We start from the raw sequence: 22,465 nt of genomic DNA, 5'->3' as shown, positions 1-22,465 counted from the left end.
GCCAAGCCGTGGAAGGTGATCACAGCTGGCGCGGCCGCACGAAACGAGGCCCTGCGCGCCGCGAAATACCTCGGCCGGGCCCTCTGGCGACGATGGAGCGGATACCACCGCAGGAGCCGCGTCGAGACCAAGATGCATTGTGTGAAACTGCTGGGCCAGCGGCTCATGGCGCGAGACTTCGACCGACAGGTCGCCGAGCTCCAGGTCCGCATCGCTGTCCTGAACGGCTACACCGCGCTCGGCATACCCGTCACGGAAGCTGTGGGATAAGTCTGTCCGGGGAAAGGGGAACCTCGGCGTTCAGCCGATTTGTGCAACAGAGCCACCAAGACGGAAACCACAAAGGGGGTTCGCGGCGATGAGGGAGGACGCTTCCTTGTAACAGGCGAGATGTGGCGCGGCGAGTGGATTGAGGCCGCCGAAAAGTCATGGCGGATCGGTTACGGAGAGCCGGATGAGGCGATCATGGTCCAACTCGACGGCGGTGGAGGAAGAGTTGATCTGAAGACACTCAACTACGAGGAAGTAGGGAAATACCTTTGGTTCAAACCGGAAGTGATAAATGATCTTCTGTCGCGCCGGGGTGCAACGATTACTTGGTATACGCACGATACGGGCGGTGTTTCCCCATCACCCGATTGGTTGCTACACTTCGGTGTCAACAAACTGGGCCTTGTCAATGCCTACGCATATGACGTCGCACACCGACCGCTTTGGGAACGGAGAATTTGGGGGGCGCACAATTGTCGGCCAGATGGAGGAGTCTCCTCTGAGCTCATGGAGGCGCAAATGGCTTGCGAACCCGCCGCGACCAAGTCTCCTGAGTTCCTAATCCACCATGCCCTCGGCTGGATCGGTCAAGTGTTCCAAGAAAAGTTTGATATTGCTCTTTTCAGAGACCACCATGAAGTGGAGGAGCTGTCTTCAAGAATTCACAGGTTCCGTGCAACCGATGAAAGCGGTTTGCGGTCCCTCGCGAAGGACTTGGTAAAGATTTCAATCGAGAGGATCAATAAAAAGAGCCTGATAGAAGCACTGGGAGAGGGTAAGTCAGATCAAGGCACACTCAAGCTTCTGCAAAGATTGTTGGCAAAGTATACGGATGAGGACTACGCATACAGGCGAATGAGCCCATTATTTGGGGCCTATGATTTGCGGGGTGCGGATGCGCACTTGTCCAGTTCGGATGTGAATGATTGCTATAACAGGCTCGGTGTAGATCGCTCAGCTCCACTGACAAAACAAGCCGAACAGTTGATACAAAAAGTTGCAGATGCGTTCGGAATTACGGGGAGCGAGCTGCGAACATACGTTCCTGATGAGCAATCTCGGATGGATGGTGACGGGCTGGGCCGCTGAAAGCGCATCACAACCGCCCTCAGTTCTTAACGTCTGATCCTCTTCCCAACGGCAGAATTTTTTTTCGCCGCAGAGAATGTCTGGAATCCGCCCTCACTTCCTGGGCGGCGCGACCGGCCCAATGCCGACATCCGCAAGGATGGTGCTCGCTGCGGCGCGGCCTCTCCAAACCGGTCTTTCGCGGCACAGTGCAGCTACGTCCCAAAGGCCCATCCCCGTGGTTCCCACGAAGTGGGCATTCGACATCGATGAATCAAAGGAACGTGCTCGACGTTTAGCGCGACAGCGACGTCAGTTGCTGAAGCAGCAGGTTATGGGTAATGATCAGGCGGAAGGTGCCATCGGGGGAAAAATGCGAATTCCGGTATTTGTTTCAAGCCCAACGAAGCTAAATGATCAGCAGGAGAAGTCACGGGGCGTCGTGCTGGAAATCCTCAACGAGCTACAACTGGAGCCTCGGGCACTCGGGCGCTCAGATTATCCAAAAGATGTGCCCCTAAAAGAAGTCTACGCCATCGCTCGACATTGCCACGGCGGCGTTATTCTCGGATACGAGCAGTTCGTTGCTACCTCAGGGATTTGGAAGCGTGGAACTGCGGAGGAGATAAAGGTTTCGAGGTCGGGCAGTGTTTCGTTTCCCACTCCATGGAATCAGTTGAAAGCTGGAATATTGTTCGGGCTACGCCTTCCTTTACTCATTTTTCGAGAAAGAGATGTTTTTGGCGGGGTTTTTGATGTTGGCACGACCGAGGTGTTTGTTCATGAAACTCCACCTGACAATCCCACGCAGTCGCAGCGAGGCGAGATCAAAGAAGTTTTTTTGAAATGGTATTCGCAGGTTAGTCGTAACTATTACGCAGATTGAAATTTGGTTCACTTCACTCCAAGCTTAGCTTCGCAGTGACACAATCTCAGCGCTGATCGGAAGAGTCCTTTAACATCGGCGCCGAGCAAACCACACATATCTTGAGGCGCACCGACGCCGGTTCGTTTGACCATCCCGCCCTTGAGCATGGGTAAGGACAAATAAGCAGGGGCCGCTGTTGAACAGGCGGCGCTGTATGAATTAACCATCATCCTTGTGATTGGTGAGCCACCGCAATAAAGTTATTCTCTTCCGCGTTTATCTGACACTTCCTTTAACCGCACTGAACGAGTAGTGTAGGCGACAGGACCGAAGCTTGAGGAAATAATGAACGTCTTCATCAGTCACTCTTGGACGTATTCGAATCACTACGACAAACTGGCAGAATGGATCTTTGAGGAATATTGGTCCATCAATGGGGTTCGATTGAACTTCTTCAACACCTCTGTCCCAAAAGATAACCCTATTCACTTCGCACCTTCCGACAAAGCCCTTCAAACAGCAATCTATGAGCGCATTGCCAAGAGTGACGTTGTAGTAATTCCAACAGGTATGTATTCAAACCACAGTAAGTGGATTCGAAAGGAAATCGACGGGTCTGCTCTCTATCACAAGCCGATCTTAGCGGTCGATCCCTGGGCGCAAAAGCGTGCTTCCTCAACTGTTATGTCTGCTTCGACGCGGGCCGTTGGCTGGAATAAGCAATCGGTTATCGACGGCGTGTGGAACCTCGGAAACGGGAACTATTAAACGTGGAGAAAGATAGGAAAAGTCGCGATTCGACCGAAGACATTCTTGAAATCTATAAATTACTTGTGGAAATGGCAGATCGTGTAAGTCAGCGTCGGCAATCTGCAAATTCATTCTATCTAACTGTAAATACCGCGATCATCGGCGCTACCGCCTACGTCGCTCGTGAGGCAGAGGAAGCGAACACTTGGGCTATATCGCTGGCCGGTATCGCCATCTGCATTCTCTGGATACGTGCAGTCCTGAGTTACAAATCTCTCAATTCCGCCAAATTCGCGGTCATCACCAAACTCGAGCAACAACTGCCGGTGTCGGCTTATAGCGACGAGTGGCAATTCCTAACGGGGGTGGATGGCAGCCGCCACACGCCGTTCCACAAGATCGAAGTGCTCGTCCCGTTTGTATTCATTTTTGTTCACTTGGTGCAGTTTGCGATAGAGCTTCCCTGGGAAGTTACATGGGAGTGGACAAAGTCGCTTTTCTGCTAAAGTGACGTTTTCCATCCAGCAAACTGCGTTCGGTCCCAGTCTTCTTCTTTCGACATTACTTTTTTGCAAGTGAAGGCAGCGGACCTCCGATTCCCGTCCTTCATGCCGGACCGGCGGGTTCGCACTGCCCCCCCCCGGCGTGGAGGTCCGCTTCTCCAGTCGGCCAAGAATGTCGTCGCAGGTGCGGCGAACTTCCGGAGTCCGCCCTTAGCCACCATGGCAACTTCCGGCCCTCTCCGGGCATTCGGCAGCAAGGTCAGCGCTGCGGTGCAGTTACCCCCAAACGGTCATTCAGGGCCTCGAGCAGCATGTTTGGACGACCCAAAGTCGGCAGAGTGGAAAAGCTTACCTTCGCTGCGCTTGGCGCATTGTCAGAATAGGCGCGCTAAGGCCCCTCGGGTCGCAGGTCATCATGACTCTTTCTATGTATGCCCACTACTTCGGTCGTTTGCCGAGAACCTCCATAAGCGGTGTCTGCATCACGCCGCACTCATCAGAGGTCTCGCCTTCGCGCGTAATGAACTGGGCGACCTCGTCTTCAGTTCGTTCACCAACCGGCACGGCATCACCCGCCCAACCGCACTCCGAACACACAGGCCTCTCAAAGATCACCTCAGGGTTCTTCGGGTCTAAGCCCTCTTCGGGAGACAAGCGGTGGGAATCACAGGCCGGGCATTGGTCCGGGACACCGCGCAGGTGCCGGACACAGATTGACGCTGCCATGCTAATGGCGTGAGATACGGCATTAGTAGCGACTTCGGCGTCCATCCACTTCCCAGACTGGGAATGTGTCAGCCAGTTCGCATAGTCCCACGTCTCTTTTAGCGTTGTCTTGATTAGACGCCGACGTTCCCGGTTGTCTGACCCACTAAGAAAGGTGTCAAAAATCATTTCCACCCACGACTTGAAATTCGAGCGTTGGGGAAGATCCTGTTCGGGCCAGTCGTATGCATCCTGTGCAGCGTGCACAAACCCCAGAAGGTTCTCACGGCACCGGACCCCGATTGCTCGAAACGCCCCCTGGTCATTTGCCTGCGCAAGCGCAGTCTCGCACTCCCTGATAGCGTTCAGGACATCTGTGAATGGTCGCACGCTCTCGACGTCCACCTGCTTCAGGTTGTTGCGAGGTATGCGCAGGCAGAGACCCATATGAAACGTAATAGCAAGATCCAGGTTCGGGAACTGCTCCTGCGAGTAGAGGTTCGTCGGGTTCGTAATTACCCACCACCGGCTATCGCTCGCGTGTATGTCCCAGACCGAATGTGTATGCCCGATAACAGACTCGGCGTAGACCTTTTGTGCGAACCTGACTTCTGTGCCTTCCGGTGACTGCCCGAGAAAGTAGTCGGTGACTTCTTGCTTTTCTTTGTCTGTAAATTCCAGCATTCGCATTCTCCGGTATGGGCACATGATACCGCTCTGGATTTCGAGGAGGAAGAGGGACAGGTCAAAGCCGGAATGACTTGCGAGGTAGTATGGCTCGGGGCGGTCCTGCCGCGCCGCGGCATACTGCACGCCCAGGTGAGCAGGGGTTGCCCAGAAACGACAGCCCTGTGCAGCCATTCCAGCCTGGCGCGGGAGACGACAGGTTCCAGGCAACAGCCGCCCTTCACTCCACCTTGCAGCAAGTAGACACAGCCGTAGTTCCGCTATGCGGCCATCTCTGCCGATTGCGCAACCTTAGAGAATGACTTTTCGGGAAACGGCTCTTGACCGGTTTGAGCGGTGCAATTTCGTCCCTTCCGTATCATGGCCGTAACCCGAAGCCGATGTGAAGGAATAAAAAACCTCATGCGAAAGAAGCTTCTATTGGTAGATGTCATCCTCGATCTCGTTAAGCACCTTCAGGGTGGCGCCACCTAACTCTCCATTCGCGGGGTCGTAGGTAGCCATTACCTCGAATTCTACTACCGCCACAGTTTCTACGCTTACAACATGATCATTCCAATCGCTCCCCGCCATGGTCTCAGAATGCTCTGAGAAATACTCCCACTTATCCATGTATCCGTCAAAAAGGCATTCAGACTCACCCCGTATGCGCACCATGTATTGATCTCCAATGAGGGCATAATGCACGTCCAGGTTTGCTGGATTCCCATACATCGTAATAGTAACATCATTGCTGAATGGAAGACCCTCCAGCCCATACATAGTTTTATATGGTAGCTCTTTTCCAATCACTCTTTCGGCAAAATTTTCGACGTCAATATCGACCCTTGAATCAGTCCAAGGCTTCCATCCATCGAGACGTGGCAGAACATGTCTCTCAAGAAGAGACTGTCGACCTGTAAAGCCCAGAACAGATACCTCATCAGGTAGATCCGACTTCAGTTCTGGATGGAGAACAAATGTTTCTTTCGTCTTCTCATGGGCAAAGTCTGACGTGTTGCTCGTAACGAAAACATGCGGTCCGTCGGCTGGATCTACTCGTTCCACTATAGATTTCCATATCAGATAATCCTTATGCCCTTCGCCATTTTCCTTATAGGGTTTTTTGTTGGAATAGCCGCCAATAACTAAGTCTTTTGTCGCTATGTCAGGATAAGGCAGGACGTCCACCCCTACGTCCTCCAATAACTCCTCAACGAATGCATTGAAACTATCTATCTCTTCATCAAACGAAATTTCGGAACTCTCAAGAGTTACAAACCGAGCAACCTGTCGCTCTGCCTTAGTTAGCGAGACCAATGCCGCAGAAAGTCCCTGCTGATATTTTCCTCGCACTTCATCAAGGACCACTTCAGGCACGGCGATATCAAAACCTGCGAATTTACATGTCCTTAGGAATGCTTGAGCGCCAGCCGGCCTGAAGTATTGAGCATCTATAAAAACGTTTGTGTCGAGAAAAATCGTGGGCACGCCTTGCTCCAGTCTAAGCAGAATTACGAGTCATGCACGAGGGTTGCACGAAGAAGTCCATCGGTGATGAAAAATCCCGGTGAAGACCTTGTCTTTTGATTGATACGTTCCTGGCCGCTTCCTGACAACCTCACATTGCCGCCCCCAGTTAACATCAATCCGGATGGGTTCGGAGACGGAAATCGCTGTGCTTGCGGTAGCTTTCGCGAAATGAGCTCTACAGTGCTGCGTCCACTTTTTGCGCATCCCTGCCGTTCGCCCAGGTCGTAGCGAACGGCAGTTTTCCGCCCTTCGTGTCGGCGCCAAGCGTGATGGTGCACAGGGATCGACCGGCGGCTCGTTTGACCTGGCTCCTTCCGAGATCGAGGGCTGGGTTGAAGACGCGAAGCGGGGAATGGAGAACTCTCTGCGGGCCAATCCGCTCGACATCCGAGAGCACTACGAGAAGCAGCTCAAGGACCTTCAGGATGCCTACGGCGAGGCCATGCTGGAGCAGCGGGCGCGAAAAAAGTTGCAGGCCCAGCTGGATGGGAAGGACGGGATTTGATCCGTCGCATCCAGCAGGGTCTCGGCGCCGAGGGCATCACGTTGTCGATGGCCAAGCTCTGCGCCTGGTTCGGCGTGCTGCGCCGCACGGTCTACTACAAGCCGGTGAAGCCCGCTCCGCGGATCGATCCGCGCTTCGCCGAGCCGATCAAGGCCGCACCAGAGTCACCGACCATGGCGCGATGTGATACAAATTGTGATACAGACAAGGCACTTCCCGAACGGAAAGGCGCGCCGCAGCGGGAGAAAACAACAACATAGGTCTTGATAAATGGTGCCCGGGGGCGGAATCGAACCACCGACACGAGGATTTTCAATCCACTGCTCTACCCCTGAGCTACCCGGGCACGGGTGAAGGTCTCGCCTTCGGGTGCACGCCTTCTAGGCGAGGGTCCGGAGAGTGTCCAGAGGCTTTTTGGAAGTTTTCAATGGTGACCGAAGGGCCCCTTGGAGCCCTCCGAAGACCCCCCTTCGGAGAGGTGGCGTTCGGTCTCTTCCAGCGCCTTTTCGACGTCCTCGGGATCGGTCGAGGGGACCGCGTAGCTGCCGTTGAACCAGCGGGCGAGGTCGCGGTCGGCGCAGCGTCTGGAGCAGAACGGGCGGTAGGCGGCTTCGGTCCTCTCGCCGCAGATCGGGCAGGCCATCAGCTCTTTCCCTTCGGTTTCGGCAGCGCGGGGCGGGCGCGCTGGCGTTGCAGTTCCACGAGGCCGAGCTGGGTCCAGCCGGCGATCACCGTCTCGAAGCTCTCGCCCTTCAGGGCGGCGCGCAGGGCGCCCTCGAACTGGCGGCGGTCCTTCTTGGGCATCGGGGCGGGGTCGATCACCACCTGGCCCGCGAGGCCCCGCAGGCGGAGCTGGCGCGGCAGGTCGCGGGCGGCCGCGAGGTTGGCCTTGAGGCCCGCGGCCATCGAGGTGTCGGCGCCGGTGTTGATGTCGACGGCGACGAGCGCGGTCGTCGGCTCGATCATCATGTGGCCGCCGCCGGGCAGGCGCACCTCGGGGTGGTGGAGGGCGGCGATCATCTCGCCCACCTCCATCTCGTCGAAGCAGCCGTCGCCGTCGCGCACGTCGGCCGTCTGCGGCCATTCGCGCCAGGCGAGGGTGTGGGGGCCGTCGCCCTCGACCAGCTTCTCGGGCGGGCCCTCGGCATCGCCGAGGACGTTCATCGCAAGGCTTGCCATGGCTAGGATGTCGTCGGCGATGTCCTCCTCCTCGGCGTCCTCGGCGAGGGACCGGATGATGACGCCCGCGGGCGGGTCGAGTTCGAGGACGGGATGGCCCTCGAGCACCTCGCGGGCGAGGGTCAGGAGATCGTCGCGGCGCTCCTCGTCGCGGATCGCGCGCGAGACGTTGAGCCCCGGCGCGCCGGGGGTGACGATGGCGTAGCGGCTCTTGAAGAGCAGCCGCGTGGTGACCGGGATCGCCTTGCCGGGTTCAGCGTGGCCCGTGACCTGCACCAGAAGCGGCGCGCCGGGCGAGAGCCCCTTCACCTGCCGCAGGAAGGCCGAGCCGTCGGGTGTGGTGAGGAACATGCCCCCCTGCCCCTTCATCGGCCGGTCGGCGCGGGCGCGGTAGATCGTTCCGGGGCGCGGATCGTCGCTGTCGATCAGCAGATCCTCGAGCTGGCCGTCGCGGATCAGCGCGGCCGCCTCGGCCCCCTGCCAGCGGTCGAGGAGGATGGTCGTGCCCTTCATGCGGCTCTCCAGATCGGCAGGCCGGCGGCCTGCAGCAGCGCGGCGGTCTCGGCGACGGGAAGGCCGACGACGGCGGTATAGGAGCCCTGGATCCACGGGATCAGCGCGCCGGCAGGCCCCTGGATACCGTAGGCGCCGGCCTTGCCCTGCCAGTCGTTCGTGGCGAGGTAGCCGTTCACCTCGTCGTCCGAGAGCTGCTTCATCTTGACGGTGGTGACCACGTCGCGTTCCCAGAGCCGGTCGCCCCGGCGCACGGCCACGGCGGTGATGACGCGGTGCCGGCGGCCGGACATGGCGTAGAGGAACCGGGCCGCCTCGCCCGCATCCGCGGGCTTGCCGAGGATCCGGCGGCCGAGCGCGACGGTGGTGTCGGCGCAGAGCACGACGTCGGAGGCGTCGGCCTGCACGGCCTGCGCCTTCTCGCGCGCCATGCGGGCGCAATAGGGTCGCGGCAATTCGCCCTTGTGCGGCGTCTCGTCGATGTCGGGGGGGCGGATGTCGTCGGGTTCGAGGCCGAGCTGGGCCAGCAGTTCCAGACGTCTTGGGCTGCCCGAGCCGAGGATGAGTTTCACCTTGTGCTCCGCGCCATGGAAAGGGTGCGCGGGGCCCGAAAGGATCGAGCCCCGGTCGCGGCTTACTTGAAGCGGTAGTTGATCCGACCCTTGGTCAGATCGTAGGGGGTCATTTCGACCTGCACCTTGTCGCCGGCCAGAACCCGGATGCGGTTCTTGCGCATCTTGCCTGCCGTATGTGCGATGATCTCATGGCCGTTCTCGAGCTCGACCCGGAATGTCGCATTGGGCAGGAGTTCCTTCACGACGCCGGGGAATTCGAGAATGTCTTCCTTGGCCATGTGGTCTCCTTGAGTAATGTCCTGCGTTTGGCGCGCAGGTGCGCGTTACATGGTACCAAGACGGGCGATTTTCAAGCGAATAGTGCGCGAGGGGCGGGAATGGCACCACCGGCGCGGTCTCAGCGCAGGTCGATCCGCTCGAGCGGGCCCAGATCGGCCGCGCTCTCCTCCCAATGCGTGCGGTTGCGGACACCGCCCGCGGCGCGGACATGGGCGATCGCCTCGGGCGAGACCTCGGCATAGGTCCAGCCGGGGACGTTCTCGGGGCCTTCCGCGAGGATGCCGTTGACGGGGAACCCCTGGTCCGGCGGGCAGAAGATGCCGCCGGCGCCGTGGCTTGTCTCCATCAGCTCCAGCTTCGGGTAGGGCCCGACCGTGGAAGAGACGACGGAGACGCATTGCGCCTCGAGCGCGCGGGCGCGGGCGCCGATCCGGACCCGCCAGAAGCCTGTCGCCGCCTCTGTCGTGGAGGGGACGAGGAGGAGGTCGGCCTCCCGCTGCGCCCGGGCGAGGAGTGGAAACTGGCAATCGTAGCAGATGTTTATCGCGATCCGGCCGAGGGCGGTCTCGAAGAGCTTCAGCGGCCCGTTGCCGGCGACGCCCATCGGGTCGCGCTCCCAGAGCGTCATGATCAGCTTGTCCTGATGCACGGTCTCGCCCCGGGCCGTGTGGAAATGGGCGCGGTTGACGATTTTCCCGCCCACAGGGATCGGGGCGGAGGCGCCGAGGATGTGGATGCCATGACGGCGCGCCAGATCCCGGTGCAGCGCGTTCGCGTCCTCCATCAGCGCCGCGACGGCCCGAATCGAGGCGTCGTTGTCGGCGGCGGCCTCCTCTCCGGCGAGAGAGACGAGCTCCATCGCGCCGTATTCCGGGAAGACGAGCAGGTCGGACCCGGCGGCGACCGCCTCCTCCACCCAGGCGGTGAGCTTGGCCTCGTAATCGGTCCAGGCGGCGAACCAGTCGAGCGGATAGGCGGCGGTGGCGATCTTCATGGCGCAAGGGGTAGCGCGGAGGGGGGCCGGGCCGCAATGGCCTTGTCGATCTGCGGGACGGGGCGGTGTCAGAAGGCGCGGCCCTTCGGGCCGCACACGACAAATGCGATTTGCGGGGCAAATCGCGTGCCTCCGGCGGGGATATTTGGAGCAAGAGGAAGGAGGAGCGCCGGCTCAGGCGGTGAGGTCGCGCATCCAGAACTGGAGGCGGTGCGGGGTGTCGGTGTCCGCGCCGATATCCTTCCAGCGGAACCTGGCCTCCACCCCCGGAAGGGGCACGTAGCCGCGCTTGCGCCAGAAGGGGTCAAGCGGGGCGTAGCCTGCGGGCCGGGCGGGGTGGTCCTCGGGGCGGAGGACCGCGCAGAAGGCCGCGTAGCGGCGCCCGAGGGCGCGGCCATGGGCTTCGCGCACATCGAAGAAGGCATGGCCGAGGCCCCTGCCCCGGTAGTCCGGCAAGAGAACCGATTCGGCGCAGTAGAAGATCTGCGAGAACGGCTCGGGCCGCGCGGCGAAGGGGGCGGCGAACTCCGCGGCGTGGTCCTCCATCGCCGTGCCGGTGGCGGCGCCGACGAGGCGCGCGCCGTCGAAGGCGGCAACGAGGATGGCGGAGGGGCTGCGGTAGGCCTCGAGATACCGCCGCTCGTAGGCGAGGTCGCCGTCGTAGAGGTAGGGGAAGGCGCGGAAGACCGTAATCCGGAGCCGGGCCACGTCCTCGAGCGCGGCGTCCAGCGCGGGACCGGTCAGCACCCGGACCTCGGTCACCGGACCTGCGCCATCCAGTCGGCGAGGTTGTAATAGGTCGTCACCCGGGCGATCTTTCCGTCCCTGAGCGTGAAGAAGCTGCCCGCCGGGAGGCGGTAGCTCTGGCCACGCGCCTCGGGCAGTCCGGCGTCGGTCTCAAGGTAGGTGCCGTTCACCATGTATTCGGCGGCGCCGCGGGTCCCGTCCCCGGCCTCGAAGAGCACCATCTCGGTGAGGGTCTCGTCGTAGCATCGGGCCATGTGTTCGCAGAACTCGGCGAAGAGCGCGCGGCCCTCGCGGACCTGCCCCTCGTTCACGTGATGCGCCACGTCCTCGGTCAGGCAGCCGAGCATCGCCTCTTTGTCCTTCGCGTTGAAGGCCTCGAAATAGCGGCGGATCGTGTCGGTCATGACGGTCCTTTCGGCAGTCCCCAGTGGTGCTCGAGCTGGCCCACGATCTGGTCCCGGCTCTGGCGGTAGGCGCTCAGCTTCTGCTCGCGTGTCTCGCCGATGCCGGTCGGGTCCATGATCGGCCAGTACTCGACCGTGAGATGGTAGTATTTCGTGAGATCCAGCGCGCGGTGCTGGGAGGCAGGCGAAAGCGCGACGATCAGATCGAAGGAGCCCAGGTCGTCGCCCATCTTCTGCATCTCGTCGAAGCTGCGCGAGCGGTGGCGCGACAGCTCCACCCCGATCTCGGCGCAGACCGCGATGGCGAAGCCGTCGATCTCGAGGTCGTTCTGCACCCCGGCGGACTGCACGTAGGTGCCCGCGCCGTAGAAGTGCTTCATGATCCCTTCCGCCATCGGTGACCGCACCGCGTTGTGGTCGCAGCAGAACAGCACGGCCTGGGGAAGGGGCAGCAAATCGTCAGCCTCCGAAATGCAGCACGCAGATCAGGGTGAAGAGCCGCCGCGCCGTGTCGCTGTCGACCTGCGCCTTGCCCTCGAGCCGTTCCATCAGGATGTTCGCGCCCTCGTTGTGGATGCCGCGGCGCGCCATGTCGATGGTCTCGATCTGGTGCGTCGGCAGGGTCTTCACGGCGTCGAAGTAGCTCTTGCAGATGGCGAAGTAATCCTTGACCACCTGCCGGAACGGGCCGAGCGACAGGTGGAACTCCGCCGCCGGATCGTTCGCCTCGGTCCGGATGTCGAACACCAGCCGGCGGTCGCGGATCGACAGGCCGACACGGTAGGGCCCGTCGGGCACCAGGCGGTCGTCCCGCTTCGGCAGGGTGAAGGAGTTCTCCTCCATCAGGTCGAACATCGCGACGCGGCGTTCCTGTTCGATCTCGGGCGTGGGCGGCGGCAGGTTCGCGTCGTCCAGTTCAATATGCGAAATGTGGGACATTTCCGACCTCTTCAGCAGGCGTGATGCCTCCCTCTCCCCAGACAATCTATGCTGCATCGCAGCAAAATTCCACTCGGACCCGACGGAAAGACGCCGCGGTCCGGCGACTATTCACAGATCGTTGAGCCTGTTCAAGCGCGCGCGGACGGAAAGCCCGTGCGCTTCGAGGCTTTCCGAGGTGGCGAGCGTCTCGGCCGCGGGTCCGATCGCGGCCAGAGCCTGCGGCGTCATGGCGGCCAGCGTCGTGCGCTTGAGGAAGTCCATCACCGACAGGCCCGAGGAGAACCGCGCCGAGCGGGCGGTCGGCAGGACGTGGTTCGGCCCGCCGACGTAATCGCCGATCGCCTCGGGCGTCCAGTTGCCCAGGAAGATCGCCCCGGCGTGGCGGCATTTCGGCGCCAGCGCCTCGGGGTCGGCGACACAGAGTTCGAGGTGCTCGGGCGCGATCCGGTTCGACAGCGCCGCCGCCTCGTCGAGGTCGCGCGCCACGATGACCGCGCCGAAATCCCGCCAGGAAGCGCCCGCGATGGCGCGGCGCTCGAGCGTCTCGAGCTGGCGCTCCACCGCCGCGGCGACGGCCTGGCCGAGGGCCGGGTCCGTGGTGATCAGCAGCGATTGCGCGCTCTCGTCGTGCTCGGCCTGACTCAGGAGGTCGAGCGCGATCCATTCCGCGTCCCCTGCCCCGTCGGCGATCACCAGGATCTCGGACGGCCCGGCGATCATGTCGATGCCGACCTTGCCGAAGACCCGCCGCTTGGCGGCCGCGACGAAGGCATTGCCCGGGCCGGTGATCTTGTCCACCGGCGGGATCGTTGCCGTCCCGTAGGCCAGCGCGGCGATCGCCTGGGCGCCGCCGATGCGATAGACCTCGTCCACCCCGGCAAGGCGGGCGGCCAGCAGCACGAGCGGGTTCACCACCCCGTCCGGCGTCGGCACGCAGATGGCCAGCCGCTCGACCCCGGCGACCTTGGCGGGGATCGCGTTCATCAGGACCGAGGACGGGTAGGACGCCAGCCCGCCCGGCACGTAGAGACCGGCGGCCGAGACCGCGCTCCAGCGCCAGCCCAGCGTCGCGCCGTCCGGATCGGTCCAGGAGGCGTCCTCGGGCAGCTGGCGCAGGTGATAGGCGCGGATGCGCTCGGCCGCGAGTTCCAGCGCGGCGCGCTCGGCGGCGGGCACCCGGGCGATCTCATCCGCGATCTGCGCCTCTGAGAAGCGCATCGTCCCGGCGGTCAGCTCCAGCCGGTCGAACCGCGCCGTCAGTTCCAGCACCGCCGCATCGCCCCGGTCCCGGACGTCGGCGATGATCCCGGCCACCACCGCATCCACGTCCGGGCTGTCCTCGCGCTTGGCCGAAAGCAGCGCGGCGAAGGCGCTCTCGAAATCCGCATCGGCGGTGCTGAGGAACTGGGGCATCGGACCCTCCCGGAAAAGACCTCCGCCCCCATACCGGCCGCGCGGCCACCCCTCAAGCCCGCCTGCTTCCTCTTGCCGAAAATATCCCCGCCGGAGGCCTCCGCGATCCGGCCCCCGGCCGGATCGCCATGAATCGCGTGCGCGCCGCAGGCGCGCTCCGCTCGACATCGCCCGCCCGTTGCACCGCCGGGTCCATGCGCTACTTTCACCGCCATGTGTGGCCGTTTCGCCGTGACCCTTCCCCCCGACGCCATGGCGCAGCTCTTCGAGGCCGCGCCGGCGAACGACCTGCCCGAGGTGCCGGACTACAACGTCTGCCCGACGACGCGGATCCACACGGTCGCGCTCGGGCCGGGGGGCCGCCGCCTGACCGGCATGAGGTGGGGCTTCCTGCCACATTGGTACAAGACGCCCGCCGACGGTCCCCTGCTGATCAACGCGCGGGCCGAGACGATCGCCGAGAAACCGGCCTTCCGCGACGCCTGCCGCGCGCGGCGCTGCCTGATCCCGACCGCGGGTTTCTACGAATGGGACCGGAGCGGATCCGAGAAGCTGCCGTGGTTCATCCACCGTGCCGACGGCGCGCCGCTCGTCATGGCCGGCATCTGGCAGGACTGGGCGCGGGGCGAGGACCGGTTCACCACCTGCGCCATCGTGACCACCGCGGCAGAGGGGCGGATGACGGAGATCCACGACCGGATCCCGGTGATCCTCGACCCCGCCGACTGGGCGCTCTGGCTGGGCGAGGCCGGCAAGGGCGCGGCGCGGCTGATGAGGGCCGCGCCGGACGAGGTGATCGCGATGTACCGGGTGTCGCAGGCCGTCAATTCCAACCGGGCCCGCGGGCCCGAGCTGATCGAACCGCTCTGAGCCGACGCCACGCGGGCCGGCTCAGACCCCGGTGACGGATTTCTCGAAACCGTTGGCGGTCTGCAGGTTGCCCACGAAGGTGACCGAGCTGGTCAGGGCGCTCGTCGCTATGCCGAACATCGGCAGCATCTCGGTTATGGCGAGGGTGTCTTCCCAGAAGTTCACCTCTGCGGGCAGGGCCGCGATCCTGATCTCGCCCGCCATCCGCGTGCAGCTGTTCCAGCCGCAGCTCGCCTTGTCGCGGAAGCTGCCGTGCAGCCCGTCCTGCACCAGAAGCAGGTAGGACGAGCCGCGGTAGAGCGTCTGCGAGTTCCAGGACGTGTTCGTCGCCTCGACGGTCAGGCTCCGGTCGGACTTGTTGACGAAGAGCACCCGGTCGCCCTTGTTCGCGTAGATGCGCTCCGGGAAGAACCCTTCCTCGTTGACGAGCACGAGGTGGGTGCGCCCGGAATAGGCCACCGTTTCCTTCAGGATCGAATACTTCGCCCCGTTCGACGCGGTATAGCTTCCGGTAGTGCCGTCGCCGCTTCCGCTTCCCGTGTCGCGCCAGCACCAGCAGCCCCAGTCCCATTGCAGCGCGGCCTGCGCAGGCGCCGCCGCACCAGAGAGGAAGAGGCCGCAGAGCACCGCGGCAAAGAGGTTCTTTCCCAACATGTCCGTTTCCCTTCGCGGCCCGGCCCGATCGCGCGGCCCGGAACCGTTCCGTCCTGGTGTCGTTCGTTTCATTGCCGGCCGGGGCCGGATTGCGCTAGGCTCTAGTCGGCGAATGGGGCATCAATATGTCCCGGGCAGGCGTCCGCTCCGGGGCTAACCCGGTGCGGGGCTTGGGGAACTTCGCCGGTCAACCAGCGTTCACCCCGTGACAATGTTCAGGTGAGAAAGGCAATTTCGATGGCACAGACAACGGCCTCCGGCGCCAAACCGGCCGCCACGGCGACCTCCAAGACCACGGACAGCGACGACATCCAGAAGCAGATCTCGGTGATCCAGAACGACATCGCCGAGCTCACCCGCGTGATGAAGGATTACGGCAAGGTCCAGAGCGAACAGCTGCAGGCCATGGCCAAGGGCAAGGCCGCGGAGCTGCGCGGCGAGGCCGAGGCGCGCGTGGCGGATGCCGAAGCGCAGGTCCGTGACGCCTATGCCCGCGCCGAAGGTGCGGTGCGCGAGAACCCGGGCGCGGCCCTGGGCATCGCGGCCGGTGTCGGCTTCGTCTTCGGTCTGCTCACCGCGCGCCGCTAAGGGGTCGGCATGTTCGCCAACCTCTTCCTGTCGATGCGCTTCGCCGCGCAGCGCGCGGCCTTCAGCGCGGTCGCGGGCATTCTGATGCTCGTGGGCCTCGCCTTCCTGACCGTCGCCGCCTGGATCGGCCTGGCCGGTGCCTTCGGCACGCTGGTGGCCGCGGTGGTGATCGGCTGCGCCTACATGGGGCTCGGCTTCGTCATCCTGGCGATCGCCTCCCTGCGCCGTCCCCTGCCGCCGCCGGTCGCGCCTGCCCCGCCGCTGCCCGGCGCGGCGCCGGTCGGATTCTCGGCCGCGGGCGTGCTCGGTGCCTTCGTGCAGGGGATCGGGGCCGGCATCGCCGCGAGCGCCGCGATCCCGCGCCGGACCCCGCCGCCGCCTCCCCCGCCTCCCCCGCCGCGGTGAGCCGGGCGGAGTGCCGCGCCCCGCGGGCTCCATCCACAAAGGCCACATCCGTAAAGGATCCCGCCGCGCCCTTGGCTGAGGGCGCGGCGCTTGCATGATCGCCTCCGACACGCCCGCGGCAATGGCTGCGGCTGAAGGGAGGATGCCATGTCACGCACGCGCCATACGCATAAGGGGGGCAGAAGATGACCGCCGTCCCCTCCGCCTTCGCGCTCGACGGCCGGACCGCCGTCGTCACCGGCGCCGGGTCCCGGGCCGACGGGATCGGCAACGGGCGCGCCGCCTCGATCCTGATGGCGCGCCACGGCGCCAGGGTCGCGCTGATCGACGAGAACACGGACTGGGCCGAGGCCACGCTCCGCATGATCGAGGACGAGGGCGGCTCGGCGCGGGTCTACACCTGCAACGTGACCGACGAGGCCGCCTGCAAGGACACGATCGCCCGCGTCACCGAGGATCTGGGCGCGCCCGGGATCCTCGTGAACAATGTCGGCATCGGCGGGCCCGAGGGCACCGCGCTCGATGTCGACATGGAGGCCTGGGACGCCGCGATGGCGGTCAACGTCTCGTCCATGGTGCTCATGTCCCGGGCCTGCCTGCCCGGCATGATCGCCGCCGGGCGCGGCTCGATCGTCAACATCGCCTCGGTCGCGGGCATCCTCGGCGGCCATCCCAAGCTGCTCTATCCCACCACGAAGGGGGCCGTGGTGCAGATGACCCGCGCGATGGCCACCCACCACGGGCGCGACGGGGTCCGGGTGAACTGCATCTGCCCCGGGATGGTCCACACGCCGATGGTCTACGCCCGCGGCATGGACGACACGTTGCGGACCTCGCGGCGGAACCGTTCGCTCCTGCAGGTCGAGGGCGAAGGCTGGGACGTGGGCAACGCCGTTGCCTTCCTCGCCTCCGATGCGGCACGCTGGATCACCGGCGTCATCCTGCCGGTCGACGCGGGCGCGACGGCGGGGCGCCACAGGGAATGAAGGAAACGATCATGACGACAATGCAGGCCACCGTGCTGGGCGACACCGGACCCGAGACCCGTGAGGTCGCGATCCCCTCGCCCGGTCCGACCGAGCTGCTGGTGCGGGTCCGGACCGCCGCGCTGAACCGCGCGGACCTTCTGATGATGATGGGCGGAAGCCACGGCTTCGGCGGCAATTCCGGCCACCCGATCGGCATGGAATGGGCGGGCGAGGTGGTCGAGGCCGGGGCGCAGGCGGGCGGCTACAAGCCCGGCGACCGGGTGATGTGCTCGGGCATGGGCGGCTTCGCGGACTACGCCGTGGCCGACCACCGGCGCTGCTTCCCCGTGCCGCAGGCGATGAGCTGGACCGAGGCGACCTGCTACCCGGTGGCCCTGCGCACGATGGTGGACGCGGTGCTGATCAACGGCGCGATGCGGCCCGGCGCCCGGGTGATGATCTTCGGCGCCTCCTCGGGGGTCGGGCTGCTCGGGATGCAGATCGCGCGGAAATGCGGGGCCGAGATGGTGATCGGCACCTCGACCACGCCCGAGCGCCGCGACCGGCTGTGCGACTTCGGAGCGGATCACGCGATCGATCCGTCGCAGGAGGGCTGGTCGGACCGGGTGATGGAGCTGACCGGCGGCAAGGGCGTGGACCTGACCGTCGACATGCTCTCGGGCCCCTATGTCAACGGGCTGCTGGCCTGCACCGCGCTCGAGGGCCGGATCGTGAACGTCGGCCGGCTGGCCGGACAGGCGGGCGAGTTCAACTTCGACCTGCACGCCCTGCGGCGGGTGGCCTATATCGGCGTCACCTTCCGCACCCGCACGCTGGACGACGTGGAGGCGATCAACGCCCGTGTCCGCTCGGACGTCTGGGAGATGCTGGAGGCGGGCGAGTTCACCCTGCCGGTGGACCGGGAGATGCCGCTCCTGCAGGCCGGGGAGGCGCTGGAGGCGATGCGATCGAACAGCCATTTCGGCAAGATCGTCCTGCGGGCGGGGAACTGACACCCCGTCCCGCGGATCAGGGCGGAACGCAGCTCAGGCATCCTGCCGCCGCTCGCGCGCCCCGCGCCAGCGCTTCGGTGAGGCGCCGGGGCCGCGCTCGGCGGAAATCCGGCCGATCCGATTGCGGCGCGCGCCGCGAGGCCCTTCAATGCGGCAGGTCGCGCGGGGCAGGAGGTGGGGACGCATGGCAGAGGCGCCGGAGAGGCAGCGGTTCAACCTGGCGGCGGTGGTCCAGTCCGGCCGGCTGCAATACGAGGCCGTCCTCCTCGCCGCCTCGCTGCGCGACATGTCACCCGGCTTCACCGGACGCCTGCTGCTGCTCGAACCGCAGCCCGGTCCGCTCTGGCCGAACGATCCGACGGTCTCGAACAAGGCGACGCGCCGGCTGCTCGAGAGCCTCGGGGCCGAGTTCGTCCCCTTCGAGAGCCGGCATTTCGGCCACGCCTATCCCTACGGCAACAAGATCGAGGCGCTCGCCGCCCTGCCCGAGGGCGAGAACTTCCTCTTCCTCGACACCGACACGCTCATCACGGGCGAGCTGACAGAGGTGCCCTTCGATTTCGACCGCCCCACGGCCTCGCTCCGGCGCGAGGGGACCTGGCCCCGGCTCGAACTCTACGGCCCCGGCTACGGGGCGATCTGGAAATCGCTCTACGACCGGTTCGGGCTGGATTACGAAAGCTCGCTGGACCGGTCCCAGCCCGACGAATACTGGCAGCGTTACCTCTATTTCAACGCGGGGTTCTTCTTCTACCGCGACCCGCAGGCGTTCGGTGAGCTGTTCCTGCGCTACGCGCTCGCGATCCGCGACACCCCGCCCCGCGCGCTCGAGCTGCAATCGCTCGATCCCTGGCTCGACCAGGTGGCCCTGCCGCTCGTGATCCATGCGCTCGGGGGCGGGCGGGACACGCTGCCGCCCGGCCTGATGGATGGCGCGGTCACCTGCCACTACCGGGTCCTGCCGCTGCTCTACGCCCGCGAAGGCGACCGCGCCGTCGAGGTGCTCGAGCGTGTGGCCGCGCCGCAGCCCGTCAAGAAGGTGCTCAAGCAATACGAGCCGATGCTGCGGATGATTTACCAGGGCCGCGGCGCCAAGGTCCGGGCTATGTTCGACCGCGACAACCTGCCCCGCAAGGAACAGGCGATCCGCAACCGTCTGAAGCGCGAAGGCTTCTGGATGCGCTGACGGCCCGTCGCGCCGGCACCCGGCCGGGGCCGCCCGAGGACCGCAACGCTCGCGGGCGGCCTCGTCGCCGCCCTCCGCGCTCCGAAGCGGTTTGACCCGGTGGCGGCCGGCAGGCAGAACGGTCGGGAACACCGGAGCACGCCCATGTCCCTGCCCCTCGCCTATGTCCTCCTCGCCATCGCCATCACCTCCGAGGTGATCGCCACCACCGCGCTTGCGCTTTCCGACGGGCTGTCGAAGCCGCTGCCGGTGGTGATCTCGGCGCTCGGATACGCGCTGGCGCTCGGCCTGCTGGCGGTGGTCATGCGGGTGATGCCCACGGGCGTCGTCTACGCGATCTGGTCCGGGCTGGGCGTGGTCCTCATCACGCTGGTGGCCTGGGCGTGGCAGGGCCAGAGGCTCGACCTTCCGGCGGTGATCGGGATGGGCCTGATCGTGGCCGGGGTCATCGTCGTCAACGTCTTCTCGGGCAGCGTCGGGCACTGACGCCCCTCAGGCCCGCGGCTCCGTCAGCTCGACCACGCCGCCCAGGCAGAAGCCCCGCCGCTTGGGGATCGGGCGCGAGTCCGGGTGGTCGCGGAACAGGTCGTTCGTGACGATCACCGCCGACATCTCGGAGGCCAGCGCGATGATCCGCCGGTCGGCGACGGTCCCCGCCGGCACGATCTCGCAGCGCACGCGGCCGAGCGCGCGGCGCATGTCGGCCTTCCTCAGGTGCCGTCCGATGGTGCGGTGGCCGATGCTCGCGTCGAAGACGACCAGCGGCTCGACCCCTTCCGCGCGCAGGAAGTCCACGACGGCCCGGACCGGCTCCAGCCCCGGCGCGTCGCTGTTGCGCTCCCAGAAGGCGACGTTCGAGCCGTCCACCACCGCCCGCCTGCCGTCCCAGGCCGCGCGGGGCCCGTCCCCGCCCGGGGGCGCCGCATGGCAGGCGACGGCGGTCCATTCCGTCCGGGTGCGCGTCTTGTAATAGGGCTTGCCGCGCGGGCCCGTCCCGGCCCGGTAGCGCTGCTGGTATTCGCGTCCGCTGAGCCGGGTGAGCACGTTGGCCTCGGGATAGGTCTCGGCCGCGCGCATCTTCAGCGTCAGTTCCGCGGCGTTGCCGCTCCGATGCTCGCAGCGCACGACGCCCAGTTCCTCGAGCCGGTAGCCCGGAAGGCTGCGCGCCTCCGTCACCGCGAAGATCGCCCCGCGCAGGGCGAGCGCACGAGTCTGGGCGCGCGCCTTCTCGAGATCGTCGAGCGGCGCCGAGGGGCGCGCCGCCCCGCGCAGGGCCCGGCGGACCGCGCGGAAGAGCAGCCACAATCCGGCAAGGGCCGCGAGGGTCACCGCGAGTTGAATCATCGCCCCGACGCCCCGGCCCTCAGCGCGCGGACAGGACGGACCGGCCGTCCGGCGCCATCACCGCTGCGCCCCATTTCGGGTCATCGGGGCAGAGTGTGCGTGGCAGGGGCGGGTCATGGCGGTCTCCGGAAACTGGCAACGCCCGCAGGCTGACCGCATCGCGGCGGTAAGGCAAGCCGTTGCCCGCCCCCGCCGCTTCGCTTACCCATGGGCACCGGGACCTGAGAGGAGAACACCAGATGACCCTAGGCTTCGATACCCTGCAAGTGCACGCGGGCAGCCGGCCCGACCCGGCCACGGGCGCGCGCCAGACCCCGATCTACCAGACCACGGCCTACGTGTTCCGGGATGCCGACCATGCCGCCGCGCTCTTCAACCTGCAGGAGGTGGGCTACATCTATTCCCGCCTCACCAACCCGACCGTGGCCGCGCTGGCCGAGCGGGTCGCGACGCTGGAAGGCGGCCAGGGGGCGGTCTGCTGCTCCTCGGGCCATGCCGCGCAGATCATGGCGCTCTTCCCGCTGATGGGACCGGGGCGCAACGTCGTCGCCTCGACCCGGCTCTACGGTGGCACGGTCACGCAATTCTCCCAGACGATCAGGCGCTTCGGCTGGTCGGCGAAGTTCGTCGATTTCGACGACGTGGAGGCCGTGAAGGCCGCGATCGACGACGACACCCGCGCGGTGTTCTGCGAATCGATCGCCAACCCGGGCGGCTACATCACCGACCTCGACGCGATCTCCGAGGTGGCGAAGGCGGCGGGCGTGCCGCTGATCGTCGACAACACCTCGGCCACGCCCTACCTCTGCCGCCCGATCGAACACGGCGCGACGCTGGTCGTGCATTCGGCGACCAAGTACCTGACCGGCAACGGCACGGTCACCGGCGGCGTGGTGGTCGACAGCGGCACCTTCGACTGGTCGGCCAGCGACAAGTTCCCCTCGCTCTCGGCGCCCGAACCCGCCTATCACGGGCTGAAGTTCCACGAGACCTTCGGACCGCTCGCCTTCACCTTCCATTCCATCGCCATCGGGCTGCGCGACCTCGGCATGACGCTGAACCCGCAGGCGGCGCATTACACGCTGCTCGGGATCGAAACGCTGTCGCTGCGGATGGAGCGGCACTGCGCCAACGCCCTGAAGATCGCCGAATGGCTCGAGGGACACGAGGCGGTGGCCGAGGTGACCTATGCCGGGCTGCCCTCCTCGCCCTATGCCGACCGGGTCCCGCGGATCTGCCCCAAGGGGGCGGGCGGGCTCTTCACCTTCCGGCTCAAGGCGGGCTACGAGGCCTGCGTGAAGCTGGTGAACGCGCTCGAGCTTTTCAGCCATGTGGCGAATCTCGGGGACACGCGGTCGTTGATCATCCACTCGGCCTCGACCACTCACAGGCAATTGACCGAGGCGCAGCAGATCGCGGCCGGGGCGGGCCCCGACGTGGTCCGCCTGTCGATCGGGATCGAGGACCCCGCGGACCTGATTGCCGATCTGGAACAAGCACTTGCGAAGGCGACCGCCTGACCG

At 64.8% G+C, this 22,465-nt stretch carries 28 protein-coding genes, 1 tRNA gene and 1 pseudogene; 15 read left to right on the top strand and 15 right to left on the bottom strand.

All coding sequences use genetic code 11. The annotated features are described in order from the left end of the window. The 5 genes and pseudogenes from Q344_RS25710 to Q344_RS24575 all read left to right on the top strand — a co-directional run. Positions 1-270: pseudogene (locus tag Q344_RS25710) on the top strand (IS5/IS1182 family transposase); the annotation flags it as partial. A 195-nt stretch (positions 271-465) separates the two neighbouring features. Beyond that, positions 466-1,359 carry a hypothetical protein gene (locus Q344_RS26220; protein WP_156954770.1) on the top strand — a complete coding sequence of 298 codons (894 nt, stop codon included), beginning with the start codon at positions 466-468 and terminating at the stop codon, positions 1,357-1,359. 295 nt (positions 1,360-1,654) lie between these two features. Beyond that, on the top strand, positions 1,655-2,224 hold the full coding sequence (locus Q344_RS26215; RefSeq protein WP_156954769.1) for a hypothetical protein: 570 nt from the start codon (positions 1,655-1,657) through the stop codon (positions 2,222-2,224). Positions 2,225-2,551: 327 nt separating this feature from the next. Continuing rightward, positions 2,552-2,974 carry a TIR domain-containing protein gene (locus Q344_RS25705; RefSeq protein ID WP_084178514.1) on the top strand — a complete coding sequence of 141 codons (423 nt, stop codon included), beginning with the start codon at positions 2,552-2,554 and terminating at the stop codon, positions 2,972-2,974. A gap of 2 nt (positions 2,975-2,976) precedes the next feature. Beyond that, positions 2,977-3,462 carry a RipA family octameric membrane protein gene (locus Q344_RS24575; protein WP_156954768.1) on the top strand — a complete coding sequence of 162 codons (486 nt, stop codon included), beginning with the start codon at positions 2,977-2,979 and terminating at the stop codon, positions 3,460-3,462. Positions 3,463-3,897: 435 nt separating this feature from the next. Here Q344_RS24575 and Q344_RS24570 read toward each other — a convergent pair whose 3' ends face one another. Together Q344_RS24570 and Q344_RS25700 are read right to left on the bottom strand one after the other, a co-directional pair. Further along, positions 3,898-4,848, bottom strand: coding sequence for a hypothetical protein (locus tag Q344_RS24570; protein WP_156954767.1), 951 nt, complete (start codon positions 4,846-4,848; stop codon positions 3,898-3,900). A 420-nt stretch (positions 4,849-5,268) separates the two neighbouring features. Then, positions 5,269-6,321: a PIN domain-containing protein gene (locus Q344_RS25700; protein ID WP_169739209.1), complete on the bottom strand. Its 1,053-nt coding sequence runs from the start codon at positions 6,319-6,321 to the stop codon at positions 5,269-5,271. A 394-nt stretch (positions 6,322-6,715) separates the two neighbouring features. Here Q344_RS25700 and Q344_RS0120160 point away from each other — a divergent pair, with 394 nt between their 5' ends. Further along, positions 6,716-6,868 (top strand): hypothetical protein, encoded by a 153-nt coding sequence (locus Q344_RS0120160; RefSeq protein WP_244881795.1) that lies wholly within the window; start codon positions 6,716-6,718, stop codon positions 6,866-6,868. Further along, on the top strand, positions 6,865-7,128 hold the full coding sequence (locus Q344_RS26410) for a hypothetical protein (protein ID WP_084178512.1): 264 nt from the start codon (positions 6,865-6,867) through the stop codon (positions 7,126-7,128). Before Q344_RS0120160 ends, Q344_RS26410 begins: the two co-directional genes overlap by 4 nt. 11 nt (positions 7,129-7,139) lie before the next feature. On the opposite strand, the gene Q344_RS0120155 is transcribed toward Q344_RS26410, so the two are convergent. From Q344_RS0120155 to hisD, 11 genes are all read right to left on the bottom strand, one after another. After that, a tRNA-Phe gene (locus tag Q344_RS0120155) sits at positions 7,140-7,214 on the bottom strand. A gap of 78 nt (positions 7,215-7,292) precedes the next feature. Then, on the bottom strand, positions 7,293-7,511 hold the full coding sequence (locus Q344_RS0120150; protein ID WP_028288373.1) for a DNA gyrase inhibitor YacG: 219 nt from the start codon (positions 7,509-7,511) through the stop codon (positions 7,293-7,295). Continuing rightward, positions 7,511-8,560 (bottom strand): ribonuclease E/G, encoded by a 1,050-nt coding sequence (locus tag Q344_RS0120145; RefSeq protein WP_028288372.1) that lies wholly within the window; start codon positions 8,558-8,560, stop codon positions 7,511-7,513. Before Q344_RS0120145 ends, Q344_RS0120150 begins: the two co-directional genes overlap by 1 nt. Further along, on the bottom strand, positions 8,557-9,132 hold the full coding sequence (locus Q344_RS0120140; RefSeq protein WP_028288371.1) for a Maf family protein: 576 nt from the start codon (positions 9,130-9,132) through the stop codon (positions 8,557-8,559). The genes Q344_RS0120145 and Q344_RS0120140 overlap by 4 nt, the downstream gene beginning before the upstream one ends. Positions 9,133-9,194: 62 nt before the next feature. After that, positions 9,195-9,413 carry a translation initiation factor IF-1 gene (gene infA, locus Q344_RS0120135; protein WP_010137880.1) on the bottom strand — a complete coding sequence of 73 codons (219 nt, stop codon included), beginning with the start codon at positions 9,411-9,413 and terminating at the stop codon, positions 9,195-9,197. 119 nt (positions 9,414-9,532) lie between these two features. Then, entirely contained in the window at positions 9,533-10,408 is an 876-nt protein-coding gene (locus tag Q344_RS0120130; protein ID WP_028288370.1) for a carbon-nitrogen hydrolase family protein, read from the bottom strand. Between the two features lie 174 nt (positions 10,409-10,582). After that, positions 10,583-11,170 carry a GNAT family N-acetyltransferase gene (locus Q344_RS0120125; RefSeq protein ID WP_028288369.1) on the bottom strand — a complete coding sequence of 196 codons (588 nt, stop codon included), beginning with the start codon at positions 11,168-11,170 and terminating at the stop codon, positions 10,583-10,585. Continuing rightward, positions 11,167-11,559 (bottom strand): ketosteroid isomerase-related protein, encoded by a 393-nt coding sequence (locus Q344_RS0120120; RefSeq protein WP_028288368.1) that lies wholly within the window; start codon positions 11,557-11,559, stop codon positions 11,167-11,169. Before Q344_RS0120120 ends, Q344_RS0120125 begins: the two co-directional genes overlap by 4 nt. Next, complete coding sequence (locus Q344_RS0120115; RefSeq protein WP_028288367.1) at positions 11,556-12,014, bottom strand: arsenate-mycothiol transferase ArsC; 459 nt, start codon at positions 12,012-12,014, stop codon at positions 11,556-11,558. The genes Q344_RS0120120 and Q344_RS0120115 overlap by 4 nt, the downstream gene beginning before the upstream one ends. Positions 12,015-12,018: 4 nt before the next feature. Further along, a complete protein-coding gene (locus tag Q344_RS0120110; protein ID WP_028288366.1) occupies positions 12,019-12,498 on the bottom strand; it encodes a UPF0262 family protein in 480 nt (159 codons plus the stop codon). 111 nt (positions 12,499-12,609) lie between these two features. After that, entirely contained in the window at positions 12,610-13,914 is a 1,305-nt protein-coding gene (gene hisD / locus Q344_RS0120105; protein WP_028288365.1) for a histidinol dehydrogenase, read from the bottom strand. Between the two features lie 213 nt (positions 13,915-14,127). Between hisD and Q344_RS0120100 the strand changes: the two genes are divergently transcribed. Then, positions 14,128-14,784 (top strand): SOS response-associated peptidase, encoded by a 657-nt coding sequence (locus tag Q344_RS0120100; RefSeq protein WP_028288364.1) that lies wholly within the window; start codon positions 14,128-14,130, stop codon positions 14,782-14,784. Positions 14,785-14,805: 21 nt separating this feature from the next. Here the strand turns inward: Q344_RS0120100 and Q344_RS0120095 are convergent, their stop codons facing one another. Next, positions 14,806-15,438 carry a cupredoxin domain-containing protein gene (locus Q344_RS0120095; RefSeq protein WP_028288363.1) on the bottom strand — a complete coding sequence of 211 codons (633 nt, stop codon included), beginning with the start codon at positions 15,436-15,438 and terminating at the stop codon, positions 14,806-14,808. Between the two features lie 237 nt (positions 15,439-15,675). On the opposite strand from Q344_RS0120095, the gene Q344_RS24565 reads away from it, so the two are divergent. The 6 genes from Q344_RS24565 (at position 15,676) to Q344_RS0120065 (ending at position 20,084) form a co-directional block, all read left to right on the top strand. Beyond that, positions 15,676-16,026, top strand: a complete 351-nt coding sequence (locus Q344_RS24565) for an ElaB/YgaM/YqjD family protein (RefSeq protein WP_051630903.1) — start codon at positions 15,676-15,678, stop codon at positions 16,024-16,026. A gap of 9 nt (positions 16,027-16,035) precedes the next feature. Then, positions 16,036-16,431: a hypothetical protein gene (locus tag Q344_RS24560; protein WP_051630901.1), complete on the top strand. Its 396-nt coding sequence runs from the start codon at positions 16,036-16,038 to the stop codon at positions 16,429-16,431. 185 nt (positions 16,432-16,616) lie between these two features. Next, a complete protein-coding gene (locus Q344_RS0120080) occupies positions 16,617-17,417 on the top strand; it encodes an SDR family NAD(P)-dependent oxidoreductase (protein WP_028288362.1) in 801 nt (266 codons plus the stop codon). Between the two features lie 11 nt (positions 17,418-17,428). Beyond that, positions 17,429-18,412, top strand: coding sequence for a quinone oxidoreductase family protein (locus Q344_RS0120075; protein ID WP_229669234.1), 984 nt, complete (start codon positions 17,429-17,431; stop codon positions 18,410-18,412). A gap of 184 nt (positions 18,413-18,596) precedes the next feature. After that, positions 18,597-19,598, top strand: a complete 1,002-nt coding sequence (locus Q344_RS0120070) for a hypothetical protein (protein ID WP_028288360.1) — start codon at positions 18,597-18,599, stop codon at positions 19,596-19,598. 144 nt (positions 19,599-19,742) lie between these two features. Then, complete coding sequence (locus Q344_RS0120065) at positions 19,743-20,084, top strand: SMR family transporter (RefSeq protein ID WP_028288359.1); 342 nt, start codon at positions 19,743-19,745, stop codon at positions 20,082-20,084. Between the two features lie 6 nt (positions 20,085-20,090). Here the strand turns inward: Q344_RS0120065 and Q344_RS25275 are convergent, their stop codons facing one another. Next, a complete protein-coding gene (locus Q344_RS25275) occupies positions 20,091-20,942 on the bottom strand; it encodes an NYN domain-containing protein (protein WP_084178511.1) in 852 nt (283 codons plus the stop codon). A gap of 239 nt (positions 20,943-21,181) precedes the next feature. Here Q344_RS25275 and Q344_RS0120055 point away from each other — a divergent pair, with 239 nt between their 5' ends. After that, positions 21,182-22,462, top strand: a complete 1,281-nt coding sequence (locus tag Q344_RS0120055) for an O-acetylhomoserine aminocarboxypropyltransferase/cysteine synthase family protein (RefSeq protein ID WP_028288358.1) — start codon at positions 21,182-21,184, stop codon at positions 22,460-22,462. The last annotated feature ends 3 nt before the right edge of the window (positions 22,463-22,465 follow it).

Origin of the sequence: Pseudooceanicola nanhaiensis DSM 18065 (assembly GCF_000688295.1) — a bacterium.
GTDB classification, from domain to species: Bacteria; Pseudomonadota; Alphaproteobacteria; order Rhodobacterales; family Rhodobacteraceae; genus Pseudooceanicola; species Pseudooceanicola nanhaiensis.
This window is presented reverse-complemented; position numbering and strand designations above follow the sequence as displayed.

What these genes read in the sequence shown, in the direction of transcription:
- Q344_RS26220 (WP_156954770.1), top strand. Translation starts at nt 466, where the DNA reads ATGGTCCAACTCGACGGCGGTGGAGGAAGAGTTGATCTGAAGACACTC.
- Q344_RS24560 (WP_051630901.1), top strand. Translation starts at nt 16,036, where the DNA reads ATGTTCGCCAACCTCTTCCTGTCGATGCGCTTCGCCGCGCAGCGCGCG.
- Q344_RS0120055 (WP_028288358.1), top strand. Translation starts at nt 21,182, where the DNA reads ATGACCCTAGGCTTCGATACCCTGCAAGTGCACGCGGGCAGCCGGCCC.
- Q344_RS0120145 (WP_028288372.1), bottom strand. Translation starts at nt 8,560, where the DNA reads ATGAAGGGCACGACCATCCTCCTCGACCGCTGGCAGGGGGCCGAGGCG.
- Q344_RS0120100 (WP_028288364.1), top strand. Translation starts at nt 14,128, where the DNA reads ATGTGTGGCCGTTTCGCCGTGACCCTTCCCCCCGACGCCATGGCGCAG.
- Q344_RS0120130 (WP_028288370.1), bottom strand. Translation starts at nt 10,408, where the DNA reads ATGAAGATCGCCACCGCCGCCTATCCGCTCGACTGGTTCGCCGCCTGG.
- hisD (WP_028288365.1), bottom strand. Translation starts at nt 13,914, where the DNA reads ATGCCCCAGTTCCTCAGCACCGCCGATGCGGATTTCGAGAGCGCCTTC.
- Q344_RS25275 (WP_084178511.1), bottom strand. Translation starts at nt 20,942, where the DNA reads ATGATTCAACTCGCGGTGACCCTCGCGGCCCTTGCCGGATTGTGGCTG.
- infA (WP_010137880.1), bottom strand. Translation starts at nt 9,413, where the DNA reads ATGGCCAAGGAAGACATTCTCGAATTCCCCGGCGTCGTGAAGGAACTC.
- Q344_RS0120065 (WP_028288359.1), top strand. Translation starts at nt 19,743, where the DNA reads ATGTCCCTGCCCCTCGCCTATGTCCTCCTCGCCATCGCCATCACCTCC.
- Q344_RS0120075 (WP_229669234.1), top strand. Translation starts at nt 17,429, where the DNA reads ATGACGACAATGCAGGCCACCGTGCTGGGCGACACCGGACCCGAGACC.
- Q344_RS24570 (WP_156954767.1), bottom strand. Translation starts at nt 4,848, where the DNA reads ATGCTGGAATTTACAGACAAAGAAAAGCAAGAAGTCACCGACTACTTT.
- Q344_RS0120150 (WP_028288373.1), bottom strand. Translation starts at nt 7,511, where the DNA reads ATGGCCTGCCCGATCTGCGGCGAGAGGACCGAAGCCGCCTACCGCCCG.
- Q344_RS0120160 (WP_244881795.1), top strand. Translation starts at nt 6,716, where the DNA reads ATGGAGAACTCTCTGCGGGCCAATCCGCTCGACATCCGAGAGCACTAC.
- Q344_RS0120110 (WP_028288366.1), bottom strand. Translation starts at nt 12,498, where the DNA reads ATGTCCCACATTTCGCATATTGAACTGGACGACGCGAACCTGCCGCCG.
- Q344_RS0120080 (WP_028288362.1), top strand. Translation starts at nt 16,617, where the DNA reads ATGACCGCCGTCCCCTCCGCCTTCGCGCTCGACGGCCGGACCGCCGTC.
- Q344_RS0120095 (WP_028288363.1), bottom strand. Translation starts at nt 15,438, where the DNA reads ATGTTGGGAAAGAACCTCTTTGCCGCGGTGCTCTGCGGCCTCTTCCTC.
- Q344_RS0120070 (WP_028288360.1), top strand. Translation starts at nt 18,597, where the DNA reads ATGGCAGAGGCGCCGGAGAGGCAGCGGTTCAACCTGGCGGCGGTGGTC.
- Q344_RS25705 (WP_084178514.1), top strand. Translation starts at nt 2,552, where the DNA reads ATGAACGTCTTCATCAGTCACTCTTGGACGTATTCGAATCACTACGAC.
- Q344_RS24565 (WP_051630903.1), top strand. Translation starts at nt 15,676, where the DNA reads ATGGCACAGACAACGGCCTCCGGCGCCAAACCGGCCGCCACGGCGACC.
- Q344_RS0120120 (WP_028288368.1), bottom strand. Translation starts at nt 11,559, where the DNA reads ATGACCGACACGATCCGCCGCTATTTCGAGGCCTTCAACGCGAAGGAC.